Origin of the sequence: Lachnotalea glycerini, from assembly GCF_003201285.1 — a bacterium.
GTDB classification, from domain to species: domain Bacteria; phylum Bacillota; class Clostridia; order Lachnospirales; family Lachnospiraceae; genus Lachnotalea; species Lachnotalea glycerini.
Genome location: NZ_QICS01000001.1, coordinates 835,725 through 853,794, shown reverse-complemented (window position 1 = coordinate 853,794; position 18,070 = coordinate 835,725). Strand labels below are relative to the sequence as shown.

The following is an 18,070-nucleotide window of genomic DNA, read 5'->3' as shown; positions in this document are numbered from 1 at the left end:
TGGGGAACAAATCAACAGATTTTTTCTTTCTTTTGTGCTTTTGATTATAGACAAGGAGTAGTATTATGAGGAAGAAAGGGCATGTAATAAGTAAAATTGTGCCGGGAAGTATAGCAGATGAACTGGAATTAGTACCAGGTGATTGTTTAATTGCAATTAACAATAAAGAAATAGAGGATGTATTTGATTACCAATTTTTGGCAGAGGAAGAGTATTTGGTATTATTGATAGGTAAGGAAAATGGAGAAGAATGGGAATTAGAGATAGAGAAGGATTTTGATGATGAGATTGGGATTGAGTTTGAAAATGGTTTGATGGATGATTATAAATCCTGTCATAACAAATGTATTTTTTGTTTTATTGATCAGATGCCTGAGGGTATGAGACAAACTCTTTATTTTAAGGATGATGATTCCAGATTATCATTCTTGCAGGGGAATTATATTACTTTAACCAATATGAGTGAAAAAGATATTAATCGTATTATAGAATATAAGATGTCTCCGATTAATATATCGTTTCAAACGACGAACCCCAAACTTAGGTGTGAAATGCTACATAATCGTTTTGCAGGGGATGCACTTAAGAAAGTGGATCGTTTCTATGAGGCTGGAATTGAGATGAATGGGCAAATTGTATTATGTAAGGGGATTAATGATGGTAAGGAATTGGAGCGAAGCATACAGGATATGTCTCAATACATTCCACACCTTAAGAGTGTGTCTATTGTTCCCGTAGGCCTTACGAAGTTTCGGGAAGGACTATGGCCGTTGGAGCCTTTTAGCAAAGAGGACAGTAAAGAGGTACTGGCTATTATTCATAAATGGCAGAAGAAACTATTTAAAAAATATGGAACGCATTTTATCCATGCAGGGGATGAATGGTATATAATGGCGAATGAAAAATTACCGGAAGCAGATAATTATGATGGTTATCTTCAGCTTGAAAATGGCGTTGGAATGGTAAGGCTTTTATTGGATGAATTTGAGGAGGAATACAGTCAGCTTAATTCCGATAACAGAGAGCATATGATAAGTATAGCGACAGGTGTGTCTGCCTATAGCTATATTAAAAAGATGGCTATACGTTTGGAGGAAAAATTCCCTAAAATGACCGTCCATGTATATCAAATTATTAATAATTTTTTTGGATCAATGATAACGGTGTCAGGTTTATTAACGGGACAGGATTTAATTGAGCAACTAAAAGACAAAGAATTAGGAGAAAAACTTTTACTTCCGTGTAATATTTTAAGAAGCGGAGAAGATGTATTTCTGGACGATATTACGATATTCGAATTGGAAACTACTTTACAAGTGAAAGTAGATATTGTAAAATCAAGCGGACGCGATTTTATCAATTCGGTAATTCAAGATTAGAAATAACAGTTTATTATAGATAAGGGCTGTATATCCTAATATAGAAAAGGAGATTTATATGAGTAAACCAATTGTAGCAATTGTAGGACGTCCTAATGTAGGAAAGTCAACATTGTTTAATGTATTAGCAGGAGATACTATTTCGATTGTTAAAGATACACCGGGTGTAACAAGAGACAGAATCTATGCAGATGTAACTTGGCTTAATATGACTTTTACTTTAATTGACACAGGTGGTATAGAGCCTGACAGCAAGGACATTATTTTATCCCAGATGAGAGAACAGGCTGAAATAGCAATTGAAACAGCAGATGTCATTATTTTTATTACAGATGTAAGACAAGGTTTGGTGGACTCAGATGCTAAGGTAGCTGATATGTTAAGACGTTCGAAAAAGCCTGTTGTTTTAATTGTCAATAAGGTAGACAGTTTTGACAAGTTTATGCCGGATGTATATGAATTTTATAATCTGGGAATTGGCGATCCAATACCAGTATCGGCAGCTTCAAGACTTGGGCTTGGAGATATGCTTGATATAGTTACTTCGCATTTTAATCAAGAGGATTTAGCAGAAGAAGAGGATGAAAGACCTAGAGTAGCAATTGTGGGTAAGCCGAATGTAGGAAAATCTTCATTAATTAATAAAATTTTGGGTGAGAAAAGGCTGATTGTATCAGATATAGCAGGTACGACCCGCGATGCTGTTGATACAGGAGTAATACATCAGGATAAGGAATATGTATTTATTGACACAGCAGGACTCAGAAGAAAAAATAAAATTAAGGAAGAGCTGGAACGCTACAGTATTATTCGTACGGTAGCAGCAGTGGATAGAGCAGATATTGTTGTTGTGATGATTGATGCAACAGAAGGAATTACCGAGCAAGATGCAAAGATTGCGGGTATTGCACATGAAAGAGGGAAAGGAATTATTATAGCAGTCAATAAATGGGATGCTATTGTAAAGGATGATAAAACCATTTACGAATATACAAAAAAAATCAAAGATGTGCTGGCATATATGCCATATGCAGAAATTATGTTTATTTCAGCAGAGACGGGACAAAGACTTCCTAAGCTGTTTGAGCAGATTGATGTGGTGATTCAAAATCAAACGCTTCGAATTGCAACGGGAGTTTTAAATGAAATTGTTGCAGAAGCAGTAGCACTTCAGCAGCCGCCTTCTGATAAAGGAAAGCGTTTGAAAATCTATTATATTACTCAGGTAGCTGTGAAACCTCCGACATTTGTTTTGTTTGTAAATGACAAGGAGTTAATGCACTTTTCTTACACAAGATATATTGAAAACAGAATTAGAGAAGCCTTTGGTTTTAAAGGAACATCTTTAAAATTTATTGTTAGAGAGCGAAAGGAAAATCAGTAACATGGAACGATTGGTGTGCGTGATAATAGGCTATTTGTGTGGTTTGTTTCAAACGGGCTACATATATGGTAAGATTAAGCATGTAGATATAAGACAGATGGGAAGTGGTAATGCAGGTACCACCAATGCACTTAGAACATTAGGCTTTAAGGCAGGTTTTATTACTTTTTTAGGAGATTGCTTAAAAGCTGTATTAGCAGCATGGGTTGCAAGAAAAATATTTGGAGTGTCTTGTGTAGATTGGATGCCTTTGCTTATAATGTATACAGGTCTTGGAACAGTTTTAGGCCATAATTTTCCATTCTATTTAGGATTTAAGGGTGGTAAAGGAATTGCTGCCACTGCCGGAATGATACTTGCGTTTCATAATACAATGGCTATTATTGGATTTTTTACATTTATCATTACTGTCGCAATAACCAGATACGTTTCGCTTGGCTCACTGCTTTTAATGACAGGCTTTTTGATTGAGGTTATTGTATTGGGAAGCAGAGGAGTATTTCATTTGACCCAGCCATATCTTTATGAGTTGTATGCGGTAAGTTTTGTATTAACCGCATTAGCATTTTACAGGCACAGAGCAAATATCATTAGATTAGTGAAAGGGACTGAGCATAAGCTTGGTCAAAAATAAGGGTGGTTAATATGATTCAAGTTGGTATAATAGGTGCAGGCAGCTGGGGTATTGCTTTAGCCGTTCTGCTGCATAATAATGGACATAAGGTAACTATATGGTCTATCATAGAAGATGAAGTTAATATGCTAAAGGTACAAAGAGAGCATAAGGATAAATTACCGGGAGTTAAGATAGCAGAAGATATTTTAATTACAAATGATTTAAAAGAAGCTGCTTCCAATAAGGACATGTTGGTTTTGGCTGTACCATCGCCATATACAAGAAGTACCAGTAGAATGCTAAGGGAGTATGTGAGTGAAAATCAATTAATTGTTAATGTAGCAAAGGGAATTGAAGAAAGCACACTATATACATTAACTGATATTATTGAAGAAGAAATCCCCGGTGTTAATGCAGCAGTATTATCTGGTCCCAGTCATGCAGAGGAAGTAGGAAGAGAGATTCCCACTACCTGCGTAGCTGGAGCAAAGGCAAAAGAAAATGCGGAATTTATTCAAAATACTTTTATGAATGAGGTATTTCGTGTATATACCAGCCCTGATATATTAGGAATCGAGCTTGGAGGAGCGCTTAAAAATGTGATTGCACTTGCAGCAGGTATCGCAGATGGATTGGGATACGGTGATAATACGAAAGCAGCATTAATCACAAGAGGAATAGCTGAAATCAGTCGTCTTGGTACCATTATGGGAGGTAAGAAAGAAACATTTTCTGGACTTACAGGAATTGGAGACTTAATTGTAACTTGTGCCAGTATGCATAGCAGAAATAGAAGAGCGGGTATACTAATAGGAAAAGGTTATACAATGGATGAGGCAATGAAAGAAGTGAAAATGGTTGTTGAAGGAGTTTATTCAGCAAAAGCAGCCATTAAGCTTGCAGAAAAATATCAGGTGTCCTTGCCAATTATAGAGCAGGTAAACGAAGTATTATTTTTTGAAAAACCAGCAGCAGAAGCAGTGAAGGAATTAATGATAAGAGATAAAAAAATTGAGCACTCCGATTTACCTTGGGAATAAAAACAAAAGATAAGTTAAAATGTCAAATCATTTGACAGAGGTTTAAATTATATGCTAAAGAAGTTTAAAGATAAATTTCTTAATGAAAAATCACCTTTTGACTTAAGACTATTTAGGGTAACATTTGCAACAGCAATGATTACCTGCCTATTGAGCACAATCAGCTTATATCTAAAAAAGGTACCAACAATAGCATCTATTCTTATTGGGGTAGCAATGTTATTTCTTATGATTATTGGAACAATAGTACAAGCAGTTGGAAATTACAGATTTGGATGTTATGCAGTAATTTGTTCTGTTACACTTGTTGTTTATCCGGTTTTATATATTTACGATGGAGGAATATACAGCGGAATACCTGCATATTGGGTATTGCTTATTGTTATGACTTTTTTTGTAAGTAATAGTAAAAAGGTATTGGTTGCTACCGTTCTTTTACAGATTCTATTATTTATTTGCATGGTTACATTGGAATTTCACTATCCAGAAATGATTATAAAATTATCAAACCAAAAGGAAATATTTACAAATATAATAATAGCTGTTATTGTGGCTGCGATTGTAATTGGAAGCGTAATTGAATTTCAAGGAGCAATTTATTTAAGAGAGAGTAAAAAAGCAGAGGAAGCTGTGCTTCTTGCTAAGGAAGCCAATAAGGCAAAAAGTCTTTTTCTGGCAAATATGTCTCATGAGATTCGGACTCCTATGAACGCAATCTTAGGGATGATTGAGTTAATATTAAGAACAGATATTAGTGAAGAGGTAAGAGAAAAAGCTCATAATATTCAAAATGCAAGTGCCTCCCTATTAGCTATTATTAATGATATTTTAGATTTTTCTAAAATAGAATCAGGCAAGATGATTGTAACACTTGAAAAATATGAGTTTTCCTCTGTTATCAATGATGTAATCAATATGATTTCTATCCGATTAATTGGAAAAGATGTGGAATTGTTTGTAAATGTTGATCCTAAAATTCCAAGTGAGCTTTTGGGAGATCAGGTCAGAATTAGGCAAATATTGATTAATCTTTTAAATAATGCAGTAAAATTTACGCATACGGGTTCTATTACGATTACGATAGGCAGCAGGTTTAGGCAGGATTCCATTTTACTGTTTATAAATGTAGCAGATACAGGAGTTGGAATCAAGGAAGAAAATATTAATAAAATTTTTCGAAGCTTTGTAAGAGTAGGAGAATATGAGAATCGAAATATTGAGGGAACGGGTCTTGGGCTTTCAATATGTAAACAGCTATTGGACTTAATGGGGGGAAGTATTGCAGTACAAAGTGAATTTGGAAAAGGCAGTATCTTTTCTGTATTATTGCCACAAAAGATAATGAACAGAGAGCCTATGGTTGTTATAGATAATAACATACAACGAAAAATATTAGTGTTTGAAAAAACAAGAAAGCATGCAGAGCTGATAAAAAATGCTTGTATGCAATTTGGTATTGATGTTAACCTTGTGCACAGTTTAGACCAACTTAAGACTTACTTAGTAAACATTGAGTATACAAATTTATTTATATCAAAAGGAATGTTTGAAAAGGAAGAGAGCTTTATTAGAAAAAATTGTAGAAATGCTAAATTATGCGTTTTAGTAGATTATATTGCACCGATTCTACGCTATGAAAATGTGGTTGTTTTGAGAAGACCGGTAACTTGTATGACAATAGCTGCTGTTCTTAATGGAGATAACAGTAAGTTAAATTATAATAGTATTACAAAGTATAAAAAATTTTCAGCAGCGGGTGCGCAAGTAATTGTGATTGATGATAACCTGATTAATTTGGAAGTGATCAGAGGTCTGCTAAATTATTATATGATAAATGTGACGGTAGCAAAGAGCGGTAAGGAAGGACTTCAATTATTAGAAAGTCCTAAGTATGATTTAATATTTCTTGATTATATGATGCCTGAATTAGATGGAATAGAAACACAAAAGCTAATAAGAAATAAAAATGAGAATTATTATAAAAATGTTCCTATCGTTGCACTGACAGCCAATGCGGTTAGTGGTGCAAGAGAGATGTTTATCAATGAAGGCTTTCAGGATTATATTGCAAAGCCAATTGATGTAACTAAGCTTGAAACAATCTTAATTCGTTATTTGTCAAAATATATTCAAAATATAGACCATATAAATTCTTCTGATAACAAAGAAAAATTTAAGCCTTTGTCTATTCAAGGTATTGATACAAAGATTGGCATGCAAAACTGCAATAATAATATAGAGAGTTATATGAATGTATTAGACATCCTTGTGAAAGAAGGAAAAGAAAAATGCAAGCTACTAAGCAACTATTATGAAGAACAAAATTACTATGGATATACAATAGAGGCTCACGGAATTAAGGGGGCAATGAATTCAATTGGAGCGTTAGAGCTAGGCGAAATAGCGAGAAGACATGAATATGCAGGAAAAGAAGAAAATTATGAATTTATCAATGATAATATTGAAAATTTTCTTCAGCAATTTAAAAATCTAATACAAAATATAGAGAGTTTCATTAAGCAAACCAAGAATAAGACAGAAGACACAACAAGTATTGTATTAGATGCAATCGGCTTTCAAAAGAAGTTGAAAAAAATCAAGGAATTGCTGGAGGCATATGATTCTTCAGCAGCATATGAAAAAGCGAGTGAATTATTATCATATGCTTTAGATGAAGAGCAAAGAGAATATATCAAAACACTGAGATTGCAGATAGAACAATTAGAATATGAGGCGGCACTCGAACTGATTTTACACTATTTGCAAAAAGAGTAGAAATGGCAGGCAGGTATGTATAAATTAATAAAACAAGAAGGAAGAGCCAAAAGAGGTGAGTTTCATACCGTACATGGGGTGATTCAAACACCTGTTTTTATGAATGTCGGTACGGTAGCAGCGATTAAAGGTGCTGTATCTACACAAGATTTGTATGAAATCAAAACGCAGGTTGAACTTTCCAACACGTATCATTTGCATGTAAGAACTGGTGATAAGTTAATTAAGCAATTTGGTGGACTGCATAAGTTCATGGTATGGAATAAACCAATCTTAACGGATTCAGGTGGCTTTCAGGTATTTTCACTTGCAGGACTTCGTAAAATCAAAGAGGAAGGAGTTTACTTTAACTCTCATATTGATGGACATAAGATATTCATGGGTCCGGAGGAAAGTATGCAAATTCAATCCAATCTAGCATCCACAATTGCAATGGCCTTTGATGAGTGTCCCTCTAGCGTTGCAGAAAGAAAATACATTCAGGCTTCCGTTGAACGAACCACCAGATGGCTTCACAGATGTAAAAAAGAGATGTCTCGTTTGAATGCTTTAGAAGATACCATAAACAAGAAGCAAATGCTATTTGGGATTAATCAAGGAGGAACTTTTGAGGATATCAGAATCGAACATGCAAAAATAATATCAGAACTGGATATGGATGGATATGCGATCGGAGGTCTTGCAGTAGGAGAGTCTCATAGTGAAATGTATCGTATTATAGAAGAAACAGTTCCATATCTTCCGGTTGACAAACCAACCTATCTGATGGGAGTCGGAACACCTGCTAATATATTAGAGGCAGTGGAACGAGGCGTTGATTTCTTCGACTGCGTTTATCCATCCCGTAATGGAAGACATGGACATCTATATACGAGAAAGGGAAAAATAAATCTATTTAATGTAAAATATGAGCTTGATGAAAAACCAATAGAAGAAGGGTGTCAGTGCCCTGCCTGTCGTACCTATAGTAGAGCATATATCAGACATTTATTAAAGGCAAAAGAAATGCTTGGTATGAGATTGTGCGTGCTCCACAATTTATATTTCTATAACACGATGATGGAAGAAATAAGACAAGCTTTAGATGAAGGAAGATTTATAGAATATAAAAAGGCAAAGCTGGAAGGTTTTTTGGAAAATGATAAGCCAAATATAACTAGTTTTTAAAAATATGATAAAATACTTGATGAAAGTGTAATATTTGTGTAAAATAGTATCATTGTTAAAATATATGTATATTAGGAAATATTAGGAGGAATAAATGATGAATTCATTCGTAGCGACTACATCTTCAGCAGCATCAGGAGGTATCATGATATTATTATATGCTGCCTTATTTTTTGGATTATGGTTCATTGTATTCAGACCACAGAAAAAGGAACAGAAAAGATTAGCGACCATGATTAGTAATCTAGAAACAGGTGACAGCGTTTTAACTACAAGCGGATTCTATGGTGTCGTAATTGACATTACAGATGATACTGTAATTGTAGAATTTGGAAACAATAAAAATTGTAGAATTCCAATGCAAAAATCTGCAATCACTCAGGTTGAAAAACCAGAGGTTCAATAGTAATTGTGATTCACTTAAAAAATAAAACATCCCTGCATAGAAATCAATTTGTATTTTATATGTAGAGGTGTTTTTGTTTTATTGAAATCATATTTTTACATTAAATGATTTGCTTATTATTACATATAGCATTATTAGAGGTTATGCTTACTATTCCTGGTAGTTATAATATTCAAAAAATAATTAAAAATTTGTTATAATAGTTGAAAAATGCAAAAAAATAAGCTATGATTACAACAATAGAAAATGAAAGCGAGAAAGGATAGATAACCATGAACTACAATATAGCAGTGATTTCTGGTGATGGAATAGGACCTGAGATAGTAGCAGAAGCTAAAAAGGTGTTAGGAAAAATTGAAGTAAAGTATGGACATAAGTTTAACTATACAGAAGTCCTCATGGGAGGAATATCAATTGATGTTCACGGTGTTCCTTTGACAGAGGAAGCTTTAAGTACTGCAAAAGAAAGTGATTCTGTATTACTAGGTGCAGTGGGTGGTGACGTAGGTAATTCTAAGTGGTATGGTGTAGCACCTAACCTTCGTCCTGAAGCCGGACTTTTAGCATTAAGAAAAGGACTTAGCCTATTTGCAAACATTCGTCCTGCTTATTTATATCAGGAATTAAAATCAGCATGTCCATTAAAGGATGAGGTGATAGGCGATGGATTTGATATGGTTATTATGCGAGAGCTTACCGGCGGTATTTACTTTGGAGAGAGAAAAACTGAAGAAGTAAATGGTATTATAAAGGCAACGGATATTTTAACTTATGATGAAGAGGAGATTCGACGCATTGCAATACGAGGATTTGATATAGCAATGAAAAGAAGAAAGAAAGTGACAAGTGTCGATAAGGCAAATGTTTTGGATTCTTCCAGACTTTGGAGAAAGGTCGTAACAGAGGTAGCACGAGACTATAAGGAAGTCGAGCTTGAGCATATGCTGGTGGATAATTGTGCAATGCAGCTGGTGAAAAATCCAAGACAATTTGATGTTATCTTAACAGAGAATATGTTTGGAGATATTTTATCTGATGAAGCGAGCATGATTACAGGCTCTATTGGAATGCTTTCCTCTGCAAGTCTGGGAAAAACAAAGCAGGGTATGTATGAGCCAAGTCATGGTTCGGCACCGGATATCGCAGGGAAGAATCTGGCTAACCCGATTGCTACAATTCTTTCAGCAGCTATGATGCTCCGATATTCTTTTGATTTAGACGAAGAGGCCGGTGCAATAGAGTCAGCAGTCATTCAGGTACTAAAGGATGGTTATCGAACCGTTGATATTATGTCAGATGGTTTTTCTAAAGTAGGTACTTGTGAAATGGGAGATTTAATAGCCGATAGAATTTAAGTTACAAAAGTAGAGATAAAAAGCGATTCTTACAACAAATAAGAGGCATAGTGCTTATACGCAGATGGAGGCAAATATGAGAAGTGATTCAGTTACAAAGGGAGTTGCACATGCTCCACATAGATCATTGTTTAATGCTTTAGGACTTACGAAAGAAGAGATGGAAAGACCATTAGTTGGTATTGTAAGTTCTTATAATGAGATTGTACCAGGACATATGAACCTGGATAAAATAGTAGAGGCTGTAAAACTAGGGGTAGCGATGGCTGGAGGAACGCCTATTGTATTTCCGGCAATAGCTGTTTGTGATGGTATTGCCATGGGACATGTAGGAATGAAATATTCTCTTGTTACAAGAGATTTAATTGCAGATTCAACAGAGAGTATGGCAATGGCACATGCATTTGATGCGTTAGTCATGGTTCCAAACTGTGATAAGAATGTACCGGGACTTTTAATGGCAGCAGCCAGAGTGAATATCCCAACCGTATTTGTAAGCGGCGGACCAATGCTTGCAGGTCGTGTAAAAGGAGAGAAGAGAAGTCTTTCCAGTATGTTTGAGGCAGTGGGGGCTTATACGGCAGGAAATATGACATTAGAAGATGTAGAAGAATTTGAAAATAAGGTTTGTCCAACTTGTGGTTCCTGTTCAGGAATGTATACTGCAAATAGTATGAATTGTTTAACAGAAGCACTTGGAATGGGATTGAAAGGAAACGGAACAATTCCGGCAGTATATTCTGAGAGAATAAAGCTTGCAAAGCATGCAGGTATGAAAGTTATGGAATTGTTTGAGAAGGACATTAAACCTAGAGATATTTTAACCAAAGAAGCTTTTATGAATGCCTTAGCTGTGGATATGGCACTTGGCTGTAGTACAAATAGTATGCTTCATCTGCCTGCTATTGCACATGAAGCAGGTATTTTGTTAAACGTAGACATTGCAAATGAAATAAGTGCAAAGACTCCTAATTTATGCCATCTTGCACCAGCAGGTCCGACCTATATGGAGGATTTAAATGAGGCTGGCGGAGTTTATGCTGTTATGAATGAACTAAATCAAAAAGGTCTGTTGAATACAGAGTTGATAACGGCTACAGGTAAGACAGTAGGAGAAAATATTAAGGGCTGCATCAACAAAAATGAAGAAGTAATAAGGCCAATTAACAACCCTTATAGCGAAACCGGTGGAATTGCAGTACTAAAAGGAAATCTTGCGCCGGATTCCGGTGTAGTTAAACGTTCTGCGGTAGCACCTGAAATGATGGTTCACGAAGGACCCGCCAAAGTGTTTGACTGTGAAGAGGATGCTATTACAGCAATTCAAGAAGGTAAAATAGTTGCGGGAGATGTCGTTGTTATCCGTTACGAAGGACCAAAGGGTGGACCGGGTATGAGAGAAATGCTCAGTCCTACTTCGGCAATCTGTGGCATGGGCTTAGGTTCAAGTGTAGCCTTAATTACGGATGGCCGCTTTAGCGGTGCATCAAGAGGAGCTGTTATCGGCCATGTATCACCGGAGGCTGCGGTTGGAGGAAACATTGCACTTGTACAAGACGGTGACATTATTAAAATCAACATTCCTGAAAATTCTTTAAATTTTGTGATTTCAGAGGAAGAGCTTAATAAAAGAAGAGAGAATTGGAAGCCAAGAGAAGCTAAGATTACCTCGGGATACCTTGCACGCTATGCTGCAATGGTTACATCTGGAAACCGTGGTGCAATTTTAGAAATTCCACAGAAATAGAGAGGTATCATATATGCAATTAAAAGGAGCAGAGATAATAGTTGAATGTTTAAAGGAACAAGGTGTGGATACGGTTTTTGGTTATCCAGGAGGTTCCATATTAAATGTATATGATGAGCTTTATAAGCATAAGGATGAAATTACACATATTCTTACGTCACATGAACAGGGAGCTTCTCATGCAGCGGACGGATATGCAAGAGCAACCGGAAAGGTAGGAGTATGTCTGGCCACATCAGGACCTGGGGCAACTAATCTCGTAACAGGTATTGCAACCGCTTATATGGATTCCATTCCAATGGTAGCAATTACCGCAAATGTTGGTGTTTCCCTTTTGGGAAAAGATTCCTTTCAAGAAATCGATATTGCCGGCGTAGTTATGCCAATTACCAAGTATAGCTTTATTGTAAAAGATGTTAATAAGCTGGCAGATACAATAAGACGGGCATTTGAAATTGCAAAAAACGGCAGACCGGGGCCTGTGCTTGTTGATGTCACGAAAGACGTTACGGCCAATACCACTGAATATAGACCTGCTATTCCAAATCATATAGAAAGAGTTACTAAAACCATTCAAGAGACGGATCTTGATTTAGCAATAGAGTTAATTGGTCAATCAAAGCGGCCGTACATCTTTGTTGGCGGAGGTGTTATATTATCAGAAGCATCAAAAGAATTGGAAGAATTTGTAAATAAGGTTCATGCTCCTGTCGCAGATACTTTGATGGGCAAGGGGGCTTTTGACGGTGAAAATGAATTATATACGGGAATGCTTGGAATGCATGGCACAAAAGCTTCTAATTTAGGAGTGACAGAATGTGATTTGCTAATTACAATAGGTGCAAGATTTAGTGACCGTGTTACAGGAAATACAAAAACGTTTGCTAAAAAAGCGAAAATTCTTCAAATTGATGTTGATCCGGCAGAGATTAATAAGAATGTAATGACGCATGCAAGTGTAATTGGTGATATCAAAGAAGTGCTATCCAGATTAAACAGCAAAATAGAAGAACACAAACATGAAGAATGGCTTATGCATATAAAAGAGCTAAAAGCAAAGCATCCTTTAAAATATAACGATACAGGTCTTACCGGTCCATATATTATTGAACAGATATATCAAGTTACGAATGGAGATGCAATTATAACAACGGAAGTAGGCCAGCATCAAATGTGGGCAGCTCAGTTTTATAAGTATAAAAAACCCAGAACTTTTCTAACTTCTGGAGGACTTGGAACAATGGGTTATGGACTTGGAGCTTGTATAGGCGCAAAAATGGGCTGTCCTGATAAAACTGTGATTAACGTTGCAGGCGATGGTTGTTTTCGTATGAATATGAATGAAATTGCCACAGCTGCAAGATACAATATACCTATCGTAGAGGTAGTTGTAAATAATCATGTGTTAGGAATGGTTAGACAATGGCAGACATTGTTCTATGGAAAACGATATTCTTATACTGTGTTAAACGATGCAGTTGATTTTGTTAAATTAGCAGAAGCAATGGGAGCAGTAGGGATGAGAGTAACTTCGAAAGAGGAATTTGCACCTACACTGAAAAAAGCTATTACACTAAACAGACCGGTTGTAATTGACTGTCAGATTGATTTGGATGATAAGGTATGGCCAATGGTGGCACCAAATGGTGCGATAGAAGAAGCTTTTACAGAGGAAGATTTAAAAAATAAATAAGAGGTTAGCCATTTGCTATTGACTAAAAAATATCAAAGTTGTAAAATGATTAAAGTGATTGAATAGCACAAATGACATCCCGCCGATTTTGACGGGATGATTTGTTAATGCTATGTATCATAAGTTATAATTGGCGTATGCATCGCTTTCGTATTTTACAAAGTATGCGGCGTGTCAGAACTTAGTATAAATATGCAAATAAAATTTAGGAGGAAACAAAAGTGAGTAGAGTGTACAATTTTTCAGCAGGACCAGCAGTGTTACCTGAAGAAGTATTAAAAGAAGCAGCAGCAGAGATGTTAGACTATAAGGGTACCGGAATGTCGGTAATGGAAATGAGTCATCGATCGAAAGCTTTTGAAGAAATCATTAATGATGCGGAGAAAGATTTACGTGATTTAATGAACATTCCAGATAATTATAAAGTATTATTTTTGCAGGGCGGAGCATCACAGCAGTTTGCAATGATACCAATGAACCTAATGAAGAATAAGGTTGGTGATTACATTGTTACAGGGCAATGGGCGAAGAAAGCATATCAAGAAGCACAAATTTATGGAAAAGCAAATAAAATAGCATCATCAGAGGATAAGACATTTTCCTACATACCAGATTGTTCAGACTTGCCAATCAGCGAAGATGCAGATTATGTTTACATATGTGAAAATAATACAATTTATGGAACTAAATATAAGACATTACCAAATACAAAAGGTAAAACCTTAGTAGCTGATGTATCCTCTTGCTTCTTATCAGAACCGGTGGATGTAACCAAGTATGGTATCATCTATGGCGGAGTACAAAAGAACATTGGTCCGGCAGGTATGGTGATTGTCATTATCAGAGAAGATTTAATTACAGAAGATACATTGCCAGGAACTCCGACTATGTTAAAATATAAGATTCATGCAGATAACAAGTCCTTATATAATACACCACCAGCATACGGCATTTATATATGTGGTAAGGTTTTCAAGTGGCTTAAGAAAATGGGCGGACTTGAAGAAATGAAAAAAGTAAATGAAAAGAAAGCTGCTATTTTATATGATTATTTGGATCAGAGTGATATGTTTAAAGGAACAGTTGTAAAAGGAGATCGTTCCCTTATGAATGTACCATTTGTAACAGGTAACGAAGAATTGGATGCTAAATTTGTAAAAGAAGCAAAGGCAGCAGGCTTTGAGAACTTAAAAGGCCATAGAAGTGTTGGTGGTATGAGAGCGAGCATTTATAATGCAATGCCAACTGAGGGTGTTCAAAAGCTTGTTGAGTTTATGAAAAAATTCGAGACAGAGAATAAATAATTAAAGAGATTACATAGTTAATGCTTTATTTCAATGGAGGATATGCATAATGTTTAAATATAATTGTTTAAATCCTATTGCAAATATAGGACTGGAATCATTTACAGAAGAGTATCAAAAAGTAGAAAATTTGCAGGATGCTGATGCTGTATTAGTGAGAAGTGCAGCAATGCATGATTTGGATTTTCCAAATAGCCTGCATGCAATTGCCAGAGCAGGGGCAGGCGTTAATAATATCCCTTTGGAGAAATGTGCCGAAAAAGGAATTGTAGTATTTAATACGCCCGGAGCAAATGCAAATGGAGTAAAGGAACTTGTGATAGCCGGAATGCTTTTGGCTTCTCGTGATGTTATTGGTGGTGTCAATTGGGTTAGTACACAAAAGGGTAATCCGGATATTGCTAAATTAGCAGAGAAAACAAAGAATAATTTTGCAGGAAGTGAAATCAGAGGAAAGAAGCTTGGTGTTATTGGACTTGGTGCCATTGGAGTGTTAGTAGCCAATGCTGCAACGCATCTTGGTATGGAGGTTTATGGATATGATCCATATGTTTCTGTCGATGCCGCATGGAATTTGTCAAGAGGTATTAAGCACAGTAAAACAGCTGAAGAAATATATAAGGAATGTGATTTTATTACTATACATGTACCACTAATGGATGCTACCAAGAAAATGATAAATGAGGCTGCCATTTCCATGATGAAAGAGAGTGTAGTCATTTTAAATTTTGCAAGAGATTTATTGGTTGATGAAGAAGCTGTGATTCAAGGCGTTGCTGATGGTAAAATAAAGAAGTATGTAGTTGATTTTCCAAATCCAACAACAGCAGGAGCAGATGGAGTTATTGTAATCCCTCATCTGGGAGCTTCAACTGAAGAATCAGAAGATAATTGTGCAATTATGGCGGTAAAAGAGGTAAGAGATTATCTGGAAAACGGTAATATTAAAAACTCTGTCAACTATCCGGCTTGTGATATGGGAATTTGTGAAAATGCAGGGCGTATCTGTATCAATCATAAGAATATACCAAATATGATTGGACAATATACAAGTAAACTAGCTCAGTTTAATTTAAATATTTCTGATATGATAAACAAGAGTAAAGGTGATTACGCTTACACAATTATTGATACGGAATCACAGGTTAATGCAGATGTGATAAAGGAATTGGCATCTATAAGTGGTGTTTTAAAAATCAGGGTAATAAAATAGTTTTATAGAAGGATACTCTTAATTCTTAAAGAATAGCTATGTACAAAGAATATGAATTGTACATAGCTATTTTCTATATTTCATGGGAAAGACCTTGTTGTGGTAACGTATGAGAGGATAGTTTATTTGAGTCATAATTGATTTACTTATTTTTGCACAAAAATATGTTATAATGGTAATAATGATTAAAAGTATTATTACAAGAGGAGAGAGAAGATGGATAAAAATTTTAAAGAGCGGTATCTGGCAGGAGAAATTGAATTTGATGAAATCCACAGATATACAAGCAAATGGAATCACAGCGATGAGACTTGTACACTAAGAGAATACTTGGGACTAAATGCTGATGAAGAGGATATTTGGATTGAGGAAAGTGATGAGGCTTTGCAGGAAATGCTTGAGAAAGAAAAAGAAAACAAAGACTTTTCGTGCTAAATTACGTTTATTAGAATGTATATAAGGTTCTTGATTAATTTATTTAAAATAAGTACAATAGTAGTAATATTATTACAGATGATAAGCTTATGAGCAAGTAGCAAAGTAGATTGCAAATATTTGCTTTGACTATCAAAAGGTTAGAATGGAGATTTATAATGAAAAAGAAAACAGCATGGGAATTTTATGATGAAACACAGTTTAAGGAAGTATTTGAATTCAGTGAAGGCTATAAGGAGTTTATTTCTGATTGTAAGACAGAGAGAGAATGTGTACAAAGAGTTATCAAGGAAGCAAAAAAAGCAGGCTTTCGTGATCTAAATCAGGTCATTCTTAATGAAGGTGTTTTAGAGGCAGGTGATAAAGTTTACGTTAATAATATGGATAAAGCCGTGGCATTATTTTTAATTGGCAAGGAATCAATTGAAAAAGGAATGAACATTTTAGGCGCTCATATTGATTCACCACGCCTTGATTTAAAGCAGAATCCACTTTATGAAGATACTCAATTAGCGATGTTTGATACGCATTATTACGGCGGTATTAAAAAGTATCAGTGGGTAACTTTACCGCTTGCATTACATGGTGTAGTTATAAAAAAGGATGGTACGAAGATTGATATTGTCATTGGAGAGGTGGAAACAGATCCGGTTGTTGGAATATCAGACTTATTGGTTCATTTATCAGGAGAACAGATGGACAAGAAAGCCAGTAAGGTAATTGAGGGAGAAAATCTTAATATATTAATTGGTAGTATTCCGCTTCAAGACGAAGAGAAAGATGCTGTGAAAGCAAATATTCTTAAATTGCTAAAGGATAAGTATGATTTTGAAGAAGAGGATTTTGTTTCAGCAGAAATAGAAGCAGTACCGGCAGGACGTGCTAGAGACTATGGAATCGACAGAAGTATGATTATGGGATATGGTCATGATGATAGAATATGTGCCTACCCGTCATACAAGGCATTACTTGAATTAGAAGAAAGCCAAAAGACCTGTGTATGTTTATTGGTTGATAAGGAAGAGATTGGAAGCGTTGGTGCTACCGGAATGCATTCCAAATTTTTTGAAAATGCAGTAGCTGAAATAATCAATTGCACAGGAGAATACTCAGAAATACTTTTTCGAAGAGCGTTTAAAAATTCTAAGATGCTTTCCTCAGATGTCTCAGCAGCCTTTGATCCCAATTATCCATCGGCAATGGAGAAGAATAATTCTGCGTATTTTGGCAAGGGATTGGTCTTTAATAAATACACCGGTTCCCGAGGCAAATATAATTCCAATGATGCAAATGCAGAGTATATGGCACAATTAAGAAATATATGCGATAAAAACAAAGTTGTTTATCAAACGGCAGAGCTTGGTAAGGTAGATCAAGGCGGCGGCGGTACCATAGCGTATATTTTAGCAAACTACAATATGGAAGTGATTGACAGCGGCATTGCACTGCATAATATGCATGCACCTTGGGAAATTGCAAGCAAGGCAGATATTTACGAAGCAAAAAAAGGATATCTTGCATTTTTAAGAGAAGCATAATAAAATTTAGGAGGAAAA

The 18,070-nt window shown here is 35.6% G+C and carries 14 protein-coding genes; all 14 read left to right on the top strand.

Translation table 11 applies throughout. The annotated features are described in order from the left end of the window. Nucleotides 1–65: 65 nt before the first annotated feature. The 14 genes from C8E03_RS03550 (at nucleotide 66) to C8E03_RS03485 (ending at nucleotide 18,052) form a co-directional block, all read left to right on the top strand. Nucleotides 66–1,379, top strand: a complete 1,314-nt coding sequence (locus C8E03_RS03550; protein ID WP_110290301.1) for a DUF512 domain-containing protein — start codon at nucleotides 66–68, stop codon at nucleotides 1,377–1,379. 58 nt (nucleotides 1,380–1,437) lie between these two features. Then, entirely contained in the window at nucleotides 1,438–2,763 is a 1,326-nt protein-coding gene (gene der, locus C8E03_RS03545) for a ribosome biogenesis GTPase Der (RefSeq protein WP_094378648.1), read from the top strand. A 1-nt stretch (nucleotide 2,764) separates the two neighbouring features. Then, a complete protein-coding gene (gene plsY / locus C8E03_RS03540) occupies nucleotides 2,765–3,397 on the top strand; it encodes a glycerol-3-phosphate 1-O-acyltransferase PlsY (RefSeq protein WP_094378646.1) in 633 nt (210 codons plus the stop codon). An 11-nt stretch (nucleotides 3,398–3,408) separates the two neighbouring features. Continuing rightward, a complete protein-coding gene (locus C8E03_RS03535; protein ID WP_094378644.1) occupies nucleotides 3,409–4,419 on the top strand; it encodes an NAD(P)H-dependent glycerol-3-phosphate dehydrogenase in 1,011 nt (336 codons plus the stop codon). A gap of 51 nt (nucleotides 4,420–4,470) precedes the next feature. Beyond that, complete coding sequence (locus tag C8E03_RS03530) at nucleotides 4,471–7,194, top strand: ATP-binding protein (protein WP_110290300.1); 2,724 nt, start codon at nucleotides 4,471–4,473, stop codon at nucleotides 7,192–7,194. Between the two features lie 15 nt (nucleotides 7,195–7,209). Then, nucleotides 7,210–8,361, top strand: a complete 1,152-nt coding sequence (gene tgt, locus C8E03_RS03525; RefSeq protein WP_094378640.1) for a tRNA guanosine(34) transglycosylase Tgt — start codon at nucleotides 7,210–7,212, stop codon at nucleotides 8,359–8,361. Nucleotides 8,362–8,458: 97 nt separating this feature from the next. Further along, a complete protein-coding gene (yajC, locus tag C8E03_RS03520) occupies nucleotides 8,459–8,767 on the top strand; it encodes a preprotein translocase subunit YajC (protein ID WP_094378716.1) in 309 nt (102 codons plus the stop codon). A 272-nt stretch (nucleotides 8,768–9,039) separates the two neighbouring features. Beyond that, nucleotides 9,040–10,122, top strand: a complete 1,083-nt coding sequence (gene leuB, locus C8E03_RS03515; protein WP_110290299.1) for a 3-isopropylmalate dehydrogenase — start codon at nucleotides 9,040–9,042, stop codon at nucleotides 10,120–10,122. A 76-nt stretch (nucleotides 10,123–10,198) separates the two neighbouring features. Continuing rightward, a complete protein-coding gene (gene ilvD, locus C8E03_RS03510) occupies nucleotides 10,199–11,869 on the top strand; it encodes a dihydroxy-acid dehydratase (RefSeq protein WP_110290298.1) in 1,671 nt (556 codons plus the stop codon). Between the two features lie 13 nt (nucleotides 11,870–11,882). Next, nucleotides 11,883–13,562 carry a biosynthetic-type acetolactate synthase large subunit gene (gene ilvB / locus C8E03_RS03505; RefSeq protein WP_110290297.1) on the top strand — a complete coding sequence of 560 codons (1,680 nt, stop codon included), beginning with the start codon at nucleotides 11,883–11,885 and terminating at the stop codon, nucleotides 13,560–13,562. A 221-nt stretch (nucleotides 13,563–13,783) separates the two neighbouring features. Further along, nucleotides 13,784–14,866 (top strand): 3-phosphoserine/phosphohydroxythreonine transaminase, encoded by a 1,083-nt coding sequence (gene serC / locus C8E03_RS03500; RefSeq protein ID WP_094378633.1) that lies wholly within the window; start codon nucleotides 13,784–13,786, stop codon nucleotides 14,864–14,866. A gap of 49 nt (nucleotides 14,867–14,915) precedes the next feature. Next, a complete protein-coding gene (locus C8E03_RS03495) occupies nucleotides 14,916–16,079 on the top strand; it encodes a phosphoglycerate dehydrogenase (protein ID WP_094378632.1) in 1,164 nt (387 codons plus the stop codon). Between the two features lie 216 nt (nucleotides 16,080–16,295). After that, on the top strand, nucleotides 16,296–16,514 hold the full coding sequence (locus tag C8E03_RS03490; protein WP_094378630.1) for a hypothetical protein: 219 nt from the start codon (nucleotides 16,296–16,298) through the stop codon (nucleotides 16,512–16,514). A 158-nt stretch (nucleotides 16,515–16,672) separates the two neighbouring features. After that, nucleotides 16,673–18,052 carry an aminopeptidase gene (locus C8E03_RS03485; RefSeq protein ID WP_094378628.1) on the top strand — a complete coding sequence of 460 codons (1,380 nt, stop codon included), beginning with the start codon at nucleotides 16,673–16,675 and terminating at the stop codon, nucleotides 18,050–18,052. Nucleotides 18,053–18,070 lie beyond the last annotated feature (18 nt).

Bases quoted from the DNA above. Each gene is read 5' to 3' on its own strand.
- C8E03_RS03550 (WP_110290301.1), top strand. From the start codon at position 66: ATGAGGAAGAAAGGGCATGTAATAAGTAAAATTGTGCCGGGAAGTATA.
- der (WP_094378648.1), top strand. From the start codon at position 1,438: ATGAGTAAACCAATTGTAGCAATTGTAGGACGTCCTAATGTAGGAAAG.
- plsY (WP_094378646.1), top strand. From the start codon at position 2,765: ATGGAACGATTGGTGTGCGTGATAATAGGCTATTTGTGTGGTTTGTTT.
- C8E03_RS03535 (WP_094378644.1), top strand. From the start codon at position 3,409: ATGATTCAAGTTGGTATAATAGGTGCAGGCAGCTGGGGTATTGCTTTA.
- C8E03_RS03530 (WP_110290300.1), top strand. From the start codon at position 4,471: ATGCTAAAGAAGTTTAAAGATAAATTTCTTAATGAAAAATCACCTTTT.
- tgt (WP_094378640.1), top strand. From the start codon at position 7,210: ATGTATAAATTAATAAAACAAGAAGGAAGAGCCAAAAGAGGTGAGTTT.
- yajC (WP_094378716.1), top strand. From the start codon at position 8,459: ATGAATTCATTCGTAGCGACTACATCTTCAGCAGCATCAGGAGGTATC.
- leuB (WP_110290299.1), top strand. From the start codon at position 9,040: ATGAACTACAATATAGCAGTGATTTCTGGTGATGGAATAGGACCTGAG.
- ilvD (WP_110290298.1), top strand. From the start codon at position 10,199: ATGAGAAGTGATTCAGTTACAAAGGGAGTTGCACATGCTCCACATAGA.
- ilvB (WP_110290297.1), top strand. From the start codon at position 11,883: ATGCAATTAAAAGGAGCAGAGATAATAGTTGAATGTTTAAAGGAACAA.
- C8E03_RS03495 (WP_094378632.1), top strand. From the start codon at position 14,916: ATGTTTAAATATAATTGTTTAAATCCTATTGCAAATATAGGACTGGAA.
- C8E03_RS03490 (WP_094378630.1), top strand. From the start codon at position 16,296: ATGGATAAAAATTTTAAAGAGCGGTATCTGGCAGGAGAAATTGAATTT.
- C8E03_RS03485 (WP_094378628.1), top strand. From the start codon at position 16,673: ATGAAAAAGAAAACAGCATGGGAATTTTATGATGAAACACAGTTTAAG.